The following is a 13486-nucleotide window of genomic DNA, read 5'->3' on the forward strand; positions in this document are numbered from 1 at the left end:
CATGGGAGTCGACCCCGCCGAGAGTCACCAGTTACCTCTCGGCGCGGCGCTCGCCCGGCATCGCAGACGCAGGGGCGTGACCGGTACTCAGCTGGGCGAGGCCGTGGGAATGAGCCAGGCCAAGATTTCCCGCCTCGAGAATGGGGTCGGTCCCGCGGAACCGGGCGATGTCGAGGCGATCGCCCGCGCTCTCGGCGTCGATGATGCCGAGCTACGCCGCCTGGTCGAGCAGGCCGCGGACGAGCCTCAAGAGCGAATGACCGATTGGCGGCAGGTTCCGCAAGGCTTGACCGGACGACAGCGGAAGATGAACCAGATCGAGTTCTCCGCGACGACGATCAAAGCCTTTCAGCCGAGTCTTGTCCTGGGTCTGCTGCAGACCAGCGAATATGCTCGAGCTGTTCTGGGCACGTTCGGGGATCCGGTGTTCCGCGGCCTCTACTACACCGTTGCCGCTGGTATTCCGGAGGCCGTATCCATGCGCATGCGCCGTCAGGAGATTCTTTCCGACCCGGCGCGGCGCTTCCGGTTCCTCATGGCTGAGGCTTCGCTTGCCAACATGGTATGTCCACCCGAGGTGATGCCCGCGCAGATAACCCGGATACGCGAGGTGGCGCACCAGGACAACGTGATGCTCGGCATCATCCCGTTCCATCAGCGATGGCGGATCGTGCCGAGTCACGGTTTCGAGTTGTTCGACGCACATACGGTCGAAATTGATCTTGTCAATACCGGGATGACCACCCAGGGGAAGACTGACACCCAGCTTTACGGGCGGGTTTTCGACGCGCTCGAAGAGCAGGCGACTACTGACATCGACCCGATCCTGGACAGGTACATGGACCTCTACCTGGATCTGTCGCGGCCGGCGCGCAGGTCAGCGCCGCCGGAGCAGGCCGGCCGTGGCGAGGCCGATCCCAGCGCTTAGAAGGCCCGTGATCAGCGGCTTGTGGGTGGCTGCCCACAGTGCGAAAGAGCTGGTCCGGCTCTGCTCGTCGAAGACGCCGTGGGCGCCGTGGTCGCGGGTTTCGTCGGCCGGCTTGTCGACGTTGTCCTGCCAGGTGGCGGGGTCGATCTTCTCGGAGGTCTGCTGGCCCTGGTAGCCCTGCTTGTCGGTGGAGAGGATCCGGTCGAGCAGGGCGGGGGCGACGATGTTGCCGAGGCGGGTCTTGAGGGTGGGGCCGCCGATGTTGAGCTCCCGCTTGCCCTTGTCGGCGGCCCACAGGACGCCGCGGGCGATGACTTCCGGCTGGTAGATGGGTGGGACCGGCTGCGGGTGGTTGGGGAGCCGGGTGCGTACCCAGGAGAATTGGGGTGTGTTGACCGCCGGGAGCTGGACCATCGAGAGCTTGACCTTGTTGCCGTCGTGCAGGAGCTCGGCGCGCAGGGAGTCGTTGAAGCCCTGGATGGCGTGCTTGGAGGCGCAGTAGGGCGCCTGGAGCGGGATGCCGCGGTAGGCCAGGGCCGAGCCGATCTGGACGACCGTGCCGTGGCCGGCCGGGCGCATGTGGCTCAGGGCGGCGAGGGTGCCGTGGACCGTGCCGAGATAGTTGACCTCGGTGACGCGGCGGTATTCGGCGGGGCTGATCTCCCAGGCGGGGGCGAAGACGGAGACCATCGCGTCGTTGATCCAGACGTCGATGCCGCCCCAGGTGCGGGCCACGTCGTCGGCGGCGTCCTGCACGGCGTCGGGGTCGGCCACGTCCACCTGGTACGTGCGGACGTCGGCCGCGCCGGCTGCGCGGGCTTCCAGGGAGGCGCCTTCGAGGCCGGCGGCGCCGCGGGCGAGCAGGGCCAGGCGGGCGCCGCGCTGGGCGTACGCGATGGTCACCGCGCGGCCCACGCCTGCGGATGCTCCGGTGATGACGACGGTCTGGGTCATGAGTGGCCTTCCGCGCGGGTGGCGACGTCCGATCGGGTGGCGATGTCCGAGAGACGGCGCAGGGATTCGATGTTGCGGCGGTGCAGGATCAGGTCGTTGAGCTTGTTGTGGATCCAGTTGAGCGGGCCGGCGTGGAATTCCTCGATCATGGTGATCTTGGTCGAGGCGGGGCCGGCGGGCTCGAGCTCGAACGTGATCGTGGCTTCGCCGGCGGGCCAGAGACCTGCCCTGAGCTTCAGCGAGCGGTCCGGGACCACGGCGAGGACCTCGGACGAGTCGTGCAGGGAGACCGGCCAGGGTCCCGCCTTGTGATGCAGTTTGGCGCCCTTCTGCGGCCAGGAGGCATCGACATCACGGATGTGGGCCGTGCCCACCACCCAGTCGCTGTAGGTCCATCCGTCGGCGAGGACCGCGAACACCTGATCCGGCCGGGCCGGGACGATACGCTGCACGTTAGCCACGAGCGGGGGCATACCCGCCCACGCCATGTTTACGCTTCGGGGCGTCGGGCAACCTGCACCGCGTAACGCCAGCCCTAAGTCCGGTCTTCTCCCGGAATCAAGCTGTCGGAGGAGGACCACGTGCGGATCGCCATGATTTCCGAGCACGCGAGCCCGCTGCCCACCCCGGGCGGCACGGCCGGCGCCCAGCAGCGGCATGTCGCCGCGCTCTCCACCGCGCTGGCCCAGACGGGTCACGAGGTGCGGGTCTACGTGCGGCGCGACAACCCCGATCTGCCCGCCATGGTGAGCATGGGCGAGGGCGTCCAGGTGGTGCACGTGCCCGCCGGTCCCGCCCGGGTGATCCCCGCCGACCTGCTGCTTCCCCACATGGGGGATTTCGCGCAGTGGCTGCGCACGGAGTGGCTCGACAGCGACTGGCTTCCCGAGGTCGCCCACGCCCACTACTGGACCAGCGGTCTGGCGGCTGTCACCGCCGCGCGGCAGGTGGGCATCCCGGTGGTGCAGTCGTTCCACGAGCTCGCCGAGCATGACCTGCCCGGGATGGCGGGATCACCGAAAGGCCCGTCGCGGACCGGCTACGAGCGTGCGCTCGGCCGCGCGGTGGACCGGGTGGTCGCCCAGAGCCAGGACGAGCTGCGCGATCTCGTACGCATCGGAGTGCCGCGGGCGCGGTTGACGGTCGTCCCGGCCGGGGTCGACAGCGATCACTTCACGCCGGAGGGCCCGAGCGTCGAGCGCGACCCGGAGCGGCCCCGCATCCTCACCGTCGGCCGGCTGGTCGAGAGCAAGGGGTTCGGCGACGTCATCCAGGCGATGCGGTTCGTGCCGGGAGCCGAGTGCGTCGTGGTGGGCGGCCCGTCCCCGCAGCAGCTCGCCGCTGACCCGCAGGCCAAGAAGCTGCGTGCGCTCGCCGAGCAGTACAAGGTCGCCGACCGGGTGCGCCTGATCGGCGCGGTGCCCGCCGGGGACATGCCCCGTTGGTACCGCTCCGCCGACCTGCTGGTCGCGGCGCCCTGGAACGAGCAGTTCGAGCTTGCTCCGCTGGAGGCCATGGCGTGCGGGGTGCCGGTGATCGGCACCTCGATCGGGGGCCTCAACGAGACCGTCGTGGACGGGCTCACCGGCGACCTGGTGCCGGCCCGGGATCCGCGTGCGCTCGGCAGTGCGCTGCGGCGGCTGGTCAACGACAAGGTCAGGCGATTCGCGTACGCCACTGCGGCGCTGGACCGGGCGCGGCAGGCGTACTCATGGAAGCGGGTTGCCTCGCAGTTGGGCTCGGTCTACGGTGCCGTCGCGGGCCGCCGGACCAGCGAAGCCGAGGTGGTTGTCTAGTCGCATCAACCAGTTGGTGGACACCGAAATCCCATCGGCTGGTCGACGCGGCGAAGTGCCTCATCAGGCCAAGCTTTGAGGCATGACAGTCATCGACGTCGCTCATCTTCAGAAGCGCTACGGGGACACCACCGCCGTGCGGGACGTCTCCTTCACCGTCGACGCGGGCGAGATCTTCGGGATCCTCGGCCCCAACGGCGCGGGCAAGACGACCACCGTCGAGTGTGTCTCCGGCCTGCGCACGCCCGACGGCGGCTCGATCCGGGTCCTGGGCCGCGAGCCGCACGATCCCGAGCTGCGCGCCGAGGTCGGGGTGCAACTGCAGGAGAGTCAACTTCCCGAGAAGATGACCGTACGGGAAGCGCTCGAGCTCTGGTCCGCCTTCTACCCCGACCCGGCGGACTGGCGCGTGCTCGCCGGTGACCTGGGGCTGGACGCCAAGCTGGGGGCGCGGTTCGGCAAGCTGTCCGGCGGCCAGAAGCAGCGGCTCTCCATCGCGCTCGCGCTCGTCGGCAACCCGCGGATCGCGATCCTCGACGAGCTGACCACCGGCCTCGACCCGCAGGCCCGGCGGGACACGTGGGACCTCATCGAGTCGGTTCGCGACCGCGGGGTCACCATCGTGCTGGTCACCCACTTCATGGAGGAGGCCGAGCGGCTCTGCGACCGGCTCGCCGTGATCGACGCCGGTGCGGTCGTCGCGCTCGACACCCCGGCCGGGCTGATCTCGCACCTCGCGGCGGAGCAGCGCCTGCGGTTCCGCCCGTCCCTGCCCGTCGACGATGCCCTGCTGACCGCGCTGCCCGAGGTCACCGAGGTGATCCGGCACGGCAACCAGCTGGAGGTGGCCGGCACCGGCAACCTGCTCCAGGCGGTCTCGGCCACCCTCGTGGCCCACCGGATCATCGCCCATGACCTACGCGTCGAGCAGGCCAGCCTGGACGACGCCTTCGTGCGGCTGACCGGTCGCTCCACCGATCAGGAGGCCTGACATGTCGATCTTCGCCAAGCTGACCCGCTCCGAGCTGCGGCTGTTCCTGCGCGAGCCGGTGCAGGTGTTCTTCACCCTGCTCTTCCCGACGGTTCTGATCGCGATCCTCGGCAACATCCCCGATTTCGGCAAGCCGGACCCCGCGCTCGGTGGAGCACGGGTCATCGACCTCTACGTCGCGATCGCCGTCGTGTTCACCCTCGGCATGCTCGGCCTGCAGGTGGCACCGCTCGCCCTGGCCACCTATCGCGAGCGGGGCATCCTGCGCCGCATCGCGACCACCCCGGTCCGGCCGGTCACGCTGCTCGGCGCGCAGCTCGCGATGAACCTGCTCATCGCGATCGCCTCCGTCGCGCTCGTGCTGACCGTCGGCCGGCTCGCGTTCGACGTGGCGCTGCCCCGGCAGGCCGCCGGTTTCGTGGTCGCGTTCCTGCTCACGGCCGGCACGTCGTTCACCATCGGACTGCTCGTGGCCGCGATCGCCCCCTCGGGCAAGACGGCGAACAGCATCGGCACGTTCCTGTTCTTCCCGCTGATGTTCTTCGCCGGGCTGTGGACGCCGCGCGAGGTCTTCCCCGGTCTGCTGCGGACGATCAGCGATCTCAGCCCGCTGGGCGCCGGCGAGCGGGCGCTGCACGCGGCGATGACGGGGTCGTGGCCGTCGTGGGGATCGCTTACCGTGCTCCTGGCGTACATGCTGGTTCTCGGGATCGCCGCGGCCCGCCTGTTCCGCTGGGAATGAGGGACACCATGAGCCTGACGGGTCAGACCGGGCTGCTGGACCGGTTGCGGATGATCGTTCCCTATGCCGCCCTCGCCGCCTCGACGGTCCTGGTCGTCATCACGCTGGACGATCCCGAGATCCCTCACCGGCCGTTCGGGGTGTCGCTGGCGGTCTGCGGGGTCACCGTCGCCTGGATCGCGTGGTTCGCCACCCTGCACCCGCAATGGCGGACCCGGCAACGGCTCATGACGGTGTTCTTCATCGGGTTGAGCGCCCTGAACGCGCTGCTGATCTGGACGAACCCGCTCTTCGGATTCTTCGCCTGGTCGGTCTATCTCTACGTTCTCTATGCGTTGCGCGGTCGGTGGCGGCTGGTGGGAGCGGCCGGCGTCGGGGTCTGCACGGCGATCTCGCAGATGAACGGTTTCTGGATCCTGGGGGAGCCGGGTCAATGGGGAAAGTTCGCCGTCGTCCTGGCTTTCAACATCTCCATCGGCACGGCGATGACCTTCCTGACCATCGCCACGGACGGCCATCATGAGCGTCGCGCCCGGATGCTCGACGAGCTCTCCGAGGCCAACCGCAAGCTCGCCGCCGCGCTCGAGGAGAACGCGGGCCTGCACGCCCAGCTGCTCGTCCAGGCCCGCGAGGCCGGCGTCCTCGATGAACGCCAGCGTCTCGCCGGCGAGATCCACGACGTGCTGGCCCAGGGCCTGACCGGCATCGTCACCCAGCTCGAAGCCGCCGACCAGGCCGCCGATCGCCCCGCCGACTGGCGCCGGCACCTCGGCGCTGCCCGCAAGCTGGCCCGCGACAGCCTCGCCGAGGCCCGCCGCTCGGTCCGCGCGATGCGCCCGCAGCAACTCGACACGGCGGCCCTGCCGGAGGCCCTGCGCGAGCTGGTCGGCGAATGGACGACCCGGCACGGCGTGACCGCCGAGCTCATCACGACCGGCCCGGCCCGCACCCTGCTCCCCGAGATCGAGGCCACCCTGCTCCGCACCGCCCAGGAAGCGCTCACCAACGTCGCCCGGCACGCCGCTGCCGCCCGCGTCGCCCTGACCTTGTCCTACATGGAGGATCTGGTGACCCTTGACGTCCGCGACGACGGCACCGGCTTCGACCCCGCCGTCCCGCGATCCCGGCCGGACGGCGGCGGCTACGGCCTGACCGCCATGCGTGAGCGGGTCCAGCGCATAGCCGGCACCCTGGAGGTCGAGTCCGAGCCCGGTCTCGGCACCGCGATCTCCGCCTGCGTCCCCGCTCTGCGCCTGGAGACCGCGTCATGATCAAGCTGCTGATCGTGGACGACCACCCGGTGGTGCGCGACGGACTGCGGGGCATGTTCGCCGGTGACGACCGGTTCCAGGTGCTGGGGGAGGCCGCCGACGGGGCCGAGGCGCTCGTGGTCGCGCGGGACGTCGACCCGGACGTGGTGCTGATGGATCTCCGGATGCCGGGGATGGACGGCGTGAGCACGATCCGGGCGATGCGCACACAGGGGTTCCGTGCCCGGGTGCTCGTGCTGACCACGTACGACAGCGACAGCGACGTGCTGCCGGCGATCAAGGCCGGTGCGACCGGTTACCTGCTCAAGGACACACCACGCGAGGAGTTGTTCCGGGCTGTGTCGGCCGCCCACCGCGGGGAGTCAGTGCTCTCGCCCGCGGTGGCCGGCAGACTGATGGGGGAGCTGCGGTCACCCGCGCCCGGCCGCGAACCGTTGAGTCAGCGGGAGCTCGAGGTGCTGGGCCTGATCGCGCAGGGCTGCTCCAACCGGGAAGCCGCGACCCGCCTGTTCATCAGCGAGGCGACGGTGAAGACGCACCTGCTGCATGCGTACGCGAAGCTGGGTGTCCGGGATCGCGCCGCCGCAGTGGCCACAGCCTTCGAACGTGGCCTGCTCGGCACCCGCCGGGAGCCCTGAAACGGGTCATGCGCCCGGCGCCGGACTGAGCGCGACGCGGGCGTCGGCCATCACAGATGACCGTCCAGCCGTCGCGGCGCTCGGTGAGCTTCTCCGGAATTCCCGGCCATAACGGTCGGCGAGGGACTGCTCCCAGGTGCCGATCAGGGCGGTATCGACGCGACCGTGTCGCCGCTGGGGGTCATCTCCTGCCCGGCGATCATGAGCAGCTCAACGGCCGAGCCGAGACCACCCAGGGTCTGCCCGAGAGCGGGCACCCCGGTGAGGTCCCCGTCGCGCACCGCCGCCACCAACCGGGCAGCTGAGGCGAGCTGATCACCGGCCACGGCGACCGCACGGCGGGCGAGCACCAGAGCCGCGACGGCCGCCACGGCGGGCACGACCACCACCGCAACAGCAGCACAGCTCCTGCGCAATCCCGTCTATGGCGGCCACGGTGGGTGCCCACACCACGCCGTTGTAGGGCCATCCTTGCTCCATGACATCTCCTCGTGGCAGGGCGGTCCGCGCCAGTCACATCGCCCGGAGCGGCCGGACAATGAGGAAAGGCAGAGGTACCAGCGTCGCCGGTGCCGATATCACCCCGCTGCACACCGGCACCATCGCGCTGAGTGATCTCCAGGAGACCCTGGAACTTCTCGACTCGGGCAAAAGTACCCATGCCAAGGTCCTCGTCGATCCCCGAACGTGACAACGGGTTTGCTCTGGTCGTCCGCGGGTTAGATCCTGATCGCCTGTATACGGAAGCGAAGCGAGGAACCCGTGACGGACGAACCGTTGTACTCCCAGTTCGGCTTCACCGACGCCGAGTGGGGTCTGCTCGTCGGCCTGCCCCAGTCGGTGCTGACCGCGGCTAGCGTGGCAACCCACGACAGCGCGCGCAAAACCCGCCAGGAGCAGGCCGCGGGCCTGGAGAAGATCTCCGACGCCCGCGCCTCGGCCAGCGGCCTGGTCACCGCGGTGGCCGGCGCCGTGCTCGCCGCAACCGGCGACCCGGACCTGGGCGAGGAACTCCCCGCCATCGAGCCCGCCGACCCCGTCGGCTACGGCGAAGACGTCGTCACCAGGGCAGCGGAGGCAGCGACGCTGCTCGCCGCCAAGGCCTCCCCGGAGGACGCCGAAACCTACAAGCACTGGCTGGTGGAGATCGCCGACACCGTCGTGGGCGCCGCCTCAACCGGTGGCGTGCTCGGCATCGGCGGCGAGGACGTCACCGACAGCGAGCGCGCCTTCCGCGACAGCCTCGCGAAGGCCCTCACCGACTGAGCTCTCGTAGGAACGCGAACGGCGCCGGCCTCGAGGCCGGCGCCGTTTGTTGTGGGTGGGTCAGGCCTGGGTGAGGAGTTTGTGCTCCAGGACGACGGGGACGGACAGGGTTTTGTAGCCCTGGGATTCGAAGAGGACGGTGACCTTTTCCTCCTCGTAGCCCATGACCATGCCGGGGCCCCATTCGGGGTGCTGGACGGTGCTGTGGACCTTGAAGGGTTCGTCACCGGCGGCTTCTTCGACCTCTTCGGCTGCTCCGTCGGCGCAGTTATCGCAGTGGCCGCATTGGCGGGTGACGTCTTCGCCGAAGTAGGAGAGGAGGGTCTGGGTGCGGCAGGCTCGGGTTTCGGCGAAGGCTCGCATCATGTCGGTGCGGGAGCGTTGGACGAGTTGCTGGCGTTCGTGTTCGGCGAGGGCTGCCTCGGCTGCCTTGGCGGGCAGGGGGGCGTAGCGGGGGACCGTCCACTTGGTGCCGTCGACGTGGGCTGCTCCTACCTGCTCGAGGAGGGCGAGGAGCTGGCCGAGTTTGCGGGGGCCGAGGCCGGTTTTTTCCTTGAGGGCGGTTTTGGTGGCGACGCCGGCGCGCAGGGCGGCGGCGAGCTCGCGGACCTCGACGAGGTCGGGGCTGCCGCCGTTGAAGAAGCGCTGGATCGCTTCGTCCTCGGAGCGCCACAGCAGCAGGGAGCGGCTCGCCTCGCCGTCGCGGCCCATGCGGCCGATCTCCTGGAAGTAGCTGTCCGGGGAGTCGGGGAGGGCCATGTGGGCGACCCAGCGGATGTTGGGCTTGTCGATGCCCATGCCGAACGCCGAGGTGGCCACCATGATGTCGAGCTTGTCGTTGGAGAAGTCCTCGTGGCGCTGCTCGCGGGCGCCCGATGCCATGCCGCCGTGGTAGAAGTCGGCGGGGTAGCCGGCCTTGGTGAGTTTCTCGGCGAGCTCCTCGGCGGCACGGCGGGTGGCGACGTAGATGATGCCGGGGCGTTCGACCTCGTCGAGCAGGGCGGTCAGGCGGCGCCAGCGGTAATTCTCGTCGGGGCACTGGGCGACCTCGAGGAACAGGTTGCGCCGGTCCAGGCCGGAGACGTGGATCTCCGGTTTTTTCAGTTGCAGGCGGGCGATGATGTCGTCGCGCACCGGGGGTGAGGCCGTGGCGGTCAGCGCGACCACCGGGGGCCGGCCCAGGCCCTTGATCAGGTGACCGATCTGCAGGAAGTCCGGGCGGAAGTCGTGGCCCCACACGGAGATGCAGTGCGCCTCGTCGACGGCGACCAGGCCGGGGCGCAGGGCTCGCACCTCGGCCAGCCGCTCCGGATCGCTGAGCTGCTCGGGGGTGATGAACAGGAACTCCGCCCGGCCCTCGCGGATCTCCTTGATGGCCTCGCGCTGCTGAGCCGGCGTCTCCGCGGAGCTGACGCGGACGGCGCGCAGCTTCGGGTCGTTGTACTCGTTCAGCGCGGCGATCTGGTCCTGCTGCAGGGCCAGCAGTGGCGAGATGACCACTGTCGGCCCGGGCAGCAGTACCGCCGGGATCTGGTAGATCGCCGACTTGCCGGCGCCCGTGGGCAGCACGACGAGTGCGTCATGCCGGCGCAGGATCGCGCGCATCGGCTTGAACTGGCCGGGGCGTAGCGACGGCCAGCCGAAGTGTTTGCGCGCGATCTTGCGCAGCCTGGGCCCATAGACGGGAATGTTCAGCTTCATCGAGCGGCCATTCTGCCCCAGGGGTATGACAATCAAACGTCAGCGATGCCCGGGGAGGACCTTCGCGGCGTACAGGTCGAAGAGTCCCTGCCAGTTCGGCCCGGTGTTGGCGACGTAGATCTCGTCGAAGCCGGCCTTCGCGTACTGATCGATCATCTCCAGGTGGGCCTGCGGGTCGTTGCCGCAGACGAAGGCCTCCTTGACCATGTCCGGGGTGACCAGCTGGGACGCCTGCTCGAAGTGCTTGGGCGACGGCAGGACCTGGGAGAGTTCGCCGGGCACGCCGGCGTTGGGCCACTTCTCGTACGCGATCCGCGCCCCCTCCTGCTCGGAGCCCGCGAACGCCGCCTTGAACCCCGCCTGCGCGACCTTCTCCCCGCCGCCCTGGCTGCGGAACTGGGAGACGAGCTCGCCGTCGGGCATCGTGCTGACGTACCCGTCGCCGATCCGTGCGGCCACCTCGACGGCCTTGGGCCCGAAGCCCGACACCAGGATCTCGACCGGCTTCTCGGGCAGGGTGTAGATGCGGGCGTTCTCCACCGTGTAGTGCTTGCCGCGATGGGAGACGACGCCGCCCTTCCACAGCTCGCGCATGATCGCGATGGCTTCCTCGAGCATCTCCAGGCGTACGTCCGCCTCGGGCCACGCGTCGCCGAAGATGTGCTCGTTGAGCGCCTCACCGGTGCCTACGCCGAGCCGGAACTTGCCGCCGGTCAGCACGGCACTGGTCGCTGCGGCCTGGGCGATGACGGCGGGATGGATGCGTACGGTGGGGCACGTGACCGCCGTGGTGATCGGCAGCGAGCAGACCTGACTGATGGCGCCGATCGTGGACCACACGAACGAGCTCTGGCCCTGGGCGTCCACCCACGGGTGATAGTGGTCGGAGATCCAGAGGGCCGAGAACCCGGCCTGTTCCGCGCCCCTGGCCTGCTCGATGAGCTCGGCGGGCGTGTACTCCTCGCTTGACAGGAAATATCCGATTCGCATGCCAGCCGGATACCCCTGTTACTTGCCGCCGAACATGCGTTTTATGGCCCAGAAGAGGATGAGCGCGCCGAGCGCCACGCCGAGCAGCTTGACGGCGTGAACCTGGGACCAGTCGACTCCGGACGTGGCAAGGACCGCGGTGTTCGGCACGCCTCGAAGCCTATCCGCCGTGGCCGACTTCACGGACTTTAAACATGATTAATAGAAAGGTTTGTTGACTGAACGGCTGACGCTGGGCGACCATGGTGCGGTTGTACAGAGGGGGACGCGCTCACCGAGCGCGTATCGATCGTCACCGGAGGTACGCGAAGTCATGCCGAAATCTGGCGACCTGCCCGAGCTCGCCGCCGCCGTGCTGCAGCCCGGGTTCGTGGGCACGACCGCACCCGACTGGGTCCGGCGCTGGCTCGCCGAGGGGCTGGGCGGCGTGGCGCTGTTCGCCCGCAACGTCGAGACGCCCGCCCAGGTCGCGGCGCTCACCGCGCAGCTGCGCGCGGAGCGCCCGGAGGTCATCGTGGCCATCGACGAGGAAGCCGGGGACGTCACCCGCTTCGAGTCGCGCCACGGCAGCTCGCGCCCCGGAAACCTGGGCCTGGGCGCGATCGACGACATCGAGCTGACCGGTGCGGTCGCCCGGGACCTCGGCGCCGACCTGGCACAGGCCGGGATCACGCTCGACTACGCCCCGGACACCGACGTCAACAACAACCCCGACAATCCGATCATCGGGGTACGCGCATTCGGCGCCGAAGCCCACCTCGTGGCCCGGCACGGCGCGGCCTGGATCCGGGGCCTGCAGGAATCCGGCGTCGCCGCCTGCGCCAAGCACTTCCCAGGCCACGGCGACACCGCCGTCGACTCGCACCACGACGTCCCCGTGATCGGCCACGACCGGGCCCGGCTCGACGACATCGAACTGGTCCCGTTCAAGGCCGCGATCGCCGCCGGGGTCCGCTCGATCATGACGGGGCACCTGGTCGTGCCCGCGTACGACGCGGAGCTGCCCGCCACGCTGAGCCGGCGCATCCTGACCGGTCTGCTCCGCGAGGAACTGGGCTTCGAGGGCCTGATCATCACGGACGGCATCGAGATGCAGGGCGTACGCCGCAAGTACGGTCTCGAGGGCGCGACGGTCCGGGCGCTGGCCGCGGGTGCCGACGCCATCTGCGTCGGTGGTGACCACGCCGACGAGCACAGTGCCGTCCGCCTGCGGGACGCCATCGTTGACGCCGTGCGTTCCGGTCAGCTCACCGAGGAGCGCCTGCGGGACGCCGCCGGCCGGGTCCGCGCGCTGGCGTCCTGGACGCTGACGACGCAGACGGCGACGGGGGCCCGCGCGGTCGCCGACGCGGTCGGTGCCGCCGAGCCGGAGATCGCTGTCATCGGGGGTTCCGCGGTCGGCCAGGCCGCTGCCCGCCGCGCGCTGAAGGTCACCACGACCGCGGCCGCCCCCGGGCTGCCGCTGACCGTGCCGCCGCACGTGGTGGAGCTCGCCCCGCCGCGCAACATCGCCATCGGTGCCGAGACGCCGTGGGGTGTGGGCACGCCGCTGAGCGAGTTGCTGCCCGGCACCACCTCGGTCCGGCTCGACGCGGGCGACCTGGCCGGCGCCACCGACCCGGCGGCGGCCATCCTGGCCGGGGCAGGCGCGCGCCCGCTGGTGCTGGTGGTCCGCGACGCGCACCGCCACCCGTGGGTCGCCGACGCGCTGGCCGCCACGCTGGCTGTCCGGCCCGACGCGATCGTCGTCGAGATGGGCGTACCCGTGTCGGTCAGCGGTGGCCTGCACCTGGCCACCCACGGCGCCACCCGGGCCTGCGGTCAGGCCGCGGCCGAACTGCTCGCCGGCACCTCGGTGCCCGACCGGTCCAAGCAGGCGCTGGCAGCCTAATCGGCCAGGATGGCGTCGTACTCGTGGTGCTCCGACACGTAGTGCGCGAAGAACGGGCAGGCGGGGACGACCTTCTCGCCGCGCTCCTTGAGGGTGTCCAGGGTCTGCTCGGCAAGGACATTGCCCAGGCCCTGGCCCCGGAACTCCGGGTCGACCTCGCTGTGCACGACGACGACGATCCCGTCGCGGACCCGGTAGTCGGCGAACCCGCTGACCTCGCCGTCCACGAGGAGCTCGAACCTGTTGCGCTGCGGGTTGTCCTGCACAGTGACGTCCATGAGTCCCAGATTAGGCTCGCGTGGGCCAGGTAGCCTTGGT

General features: G+C 69.9%; 16 protein-coding genes. 9 read left to right on the top strand and 7 right to left on the bottom strand.

Going from position 1 to position 13486, the window contains the following annotated elements; translation table 11 throughout:
- Position 1 precedes the first annotated feature (1 nt).
- Positions 2 to 928, top strand: a complete 927-nt coding sequence (locus Aco04nite_RS00250) for a helix-turn-helix domain-containing protein (RefSeq protein ID WP_212995174.1) — start codon at positions 2 to 4, stop codon at positions 926 to 928.
- Here Aco04nite_RS00250 and Aco04nite_RS00255 read toward each other — a convergent pair.
- Both Aco04nite_RS00255 and Aco04nite_RS00260 read right to left on the bottom strand, forming a co-directional pair.
- Entirely contained in the window at positions 878 to 1882 is a 1005-nt protein-coding gene (locus Aco04nite_RS00255; protein ID WP_212995175.1) for an SDR family oxidoreductase, read from the bottom strand. The two genes, Aco04nite_RS00250 and Aco04nite_RS00255, sit on opposite strands and share 51 nt — an antisense overlap.
- On the bottom strand, positions 1879 to 2343 hold the full coding sequence (locus Aco04nite_RS00260; protein WP_212995176.1) for an SRPBCC family protein: 465 nt from the start codon (positions 2341 to 2343) through the stop codon (positions 1879 to 1881). The genes Aco04nite_RS00255 and Aco04nite_RS00260 overlap by 4 nt, the downstream gene beginning before the upstream one ends.
- Before the next feature lie 120 nt (positions 2344 to 2463).
- On the opposite strand from Aco04nite_RS00260, the gene Aco04nite_RS00265 reads away from it, so the two are divergent.
- The 5 genes from Aco04nite_RS00265 (at position 2464) to Aco04nite_RS00285 (ending at position 7320) form a co-directional block, all read left to right on the top strand.
- Positions 2464 to 3678, top strand: a complete 1215-nt coding sequence (locus tag Aco04nite_RS00265; protein ID WP_212995177.1) for a glycosyltransferase — start codon at positions 2464 to 2466, stop codon at positions 3676 to 3678.
- An 82-nt stretch (positions 3679 to 3760) separates the two neighbouring features.
- Entirely contained in the window at positions 3761 to 4669 is a 909-nt protein-coding gene (locus tag Aco04nite_RS00270; RefSeq protein WP_212995178.1) for an ABC transporter ATP-binding protein, read from the top strand.
- 1 nt (position 4670) lies between these two features.
- A complete protein-coding gene (locus Aco04nite_RS00275) occupies positions 4671 to 5411 on the top strand; it encodes an ABC transporter permease (protein WP_212995179.1) in 741 nt (246 codons plus the stop codon).
- A gap of 8 nt (positions 5412 to 5419) precedes the next feature.
- The gene (locus Aco04nite_RS00280; protein WP_212995180.1) at positions 5420 to 6682 is read left to right on the top strand and encodes a sensor histidine kinase; all 1263 of its coding nucleotides are present in this window, start codon (positions 5420 to 5422) and stop codon (positions 6680 to 6682) included.
- A complete protein-coding gene (locus tag Aco04nite_RS00285; protein WP_212995181.1) occupies positions 6679 to 7320 on the top strand; it encodes a response regulator in 642 nt (213 codons plus the stop codon). Before Aco04nite_RS00280 ends, Aco04nite_RS00285 begins: the two co-directional genes overlap by 4 nt.
- A gap of 143 nt (positions 7321 to 7463) precedes the next feature.
- Here Aco04nite_RS00285 and Aco04nite_RS00290 read toward each other — a convergent pair whose 3' ends face one another.
- On the bottom strand, positions 7464 to 7700 hold the full coding sequence (locus tag Aco04nite_RS00290) for a hypothetical protein (protein ID WP_212995182.1): 237 nt from the start codon (positions 7698 to 7700) through the stop codon (positions 7464 to 7466).
- A 158-nt stretch (positions 7701 to 7858) separates the two neighbouring features.
- Here Aco04nite_RS00290 and Aco04nite_RS00295 point away from each other — a divergent pair, with 158 nt between their 5' ends.
- Complete coding sequence (locus Aco04nite_RS00295) at positions 7859 to 8011, top strand: hypothetical protein (protein ID WP_212995183.1); 153 nt, start codon at positions 7859 to 7861, stop codon at positions 8009 to 8011.
- 71 nt (positions 8012 to 8082) lie between these two features.
- Complete coding sequence (locus tag Aco04nite_RS00300) at positions 8083 to 8586, top strand: hypothetical protein (protein WP_212995184.1); 504 nt, start codon at positions 8083 to 8085, stop codon at positions 8584 to 8586.
- Positions 8587 to 8646: 60 nt separating this feature from the next.
- On the opposite strand, the gene Aco04nite_RS00305 is transcribed toward Aco04nite_RS00300, so the two are convergent.
- The 3 genes from Aco04nite_RS00305 to Aco04nite_RS49470 are packed head-to-tail and all read right to left on the bottom strand — an operon-like array spanning position 8647 to position 11427.
- A complete protein-coding gene (locus Aco04nite_RS00305; RefSeq protein ID WP_212995185.1) occupies positions 8647 to 10287 on the bottom strand; it encodes a RecQ family ATP-dependent DNA helicase in 1641 nt (546 codons plus the stop codon).
- Positions 10288 to 10326: 39 nt separating this feature from the next.
- Positions 10327 to 11277 carry a TIGR03557 family F420-dependent LLM class oxidoreductase gene (locus Aco04nite_RS00310; protein ID WP_212995186.1) on the bottom strand — a complete coding sequence of 317 codons (951 nt, stop codon included), beginning with the start codon at positions 11275 to 11277 and terminating at the stop codon, positions 10327 to 10329.
- A gap of 18 nt (positions 11278 to 11295) precedes the next feature.
- The gene (locus Aco04nite_RS49470; RefSeq protein ID WP_280519294.1) at positions 11296 to 11427 is read right to left on the bottom strand and encodes a hypothetical protein; all 132 of its coding nucleotides are present in this window, start codon (positions 11425 to 11427) and stop codon (positions 11296 to 11298) included.
- A gap of 163 nt (positions 11428 to 11590) precedes the next feature.
- Between Aco04nite_RS49470 and Aco04nite_RS00315 the strand changes: the two genes are divergently transcribed.
- Positions 11591 to 13168: a glycoside hydrolase family 3 protein gene (locus Aco04nite_RS00315; RefSeq protein WP_212995187.1), complete on the top strand. Its 1578-nt coding sequence runs from the start codon at positions 11591 to 11593 to the stop codon at positions 13166 to 13168.
- On the opposite strand, the gene Aco04nite_RS00320 is transcribed toward Aco04nite_RS00315, so the two are convergent.
- Complete coding sequence (locus Aco04nite_RS00320; RefSeq protein WP_212995188.1) at positions 13165 to 13446, bottom strand: GNAT family N-acetyltransferase; 282 nt, start codon at positions 13444 to 13446, stop codon at positions 13165 to 13167. The genes Aco04nite_RS00315 and Aco04nite_RS00320 overlap by 4 nt on opposite strands.
- Positions 13447 to 13486 lie beyond the last annotated feature (40 nt).

Origin of the sequence: Winogradskya consettensis, assembly GCF_018332715.1 — a bacterium.
GTDB lineage: Bacteria > Actinomycetota > Actinomycetes > Mycobacteriales > Micromonosporaceae > Actinoplanes > Actinoplanes consettensis.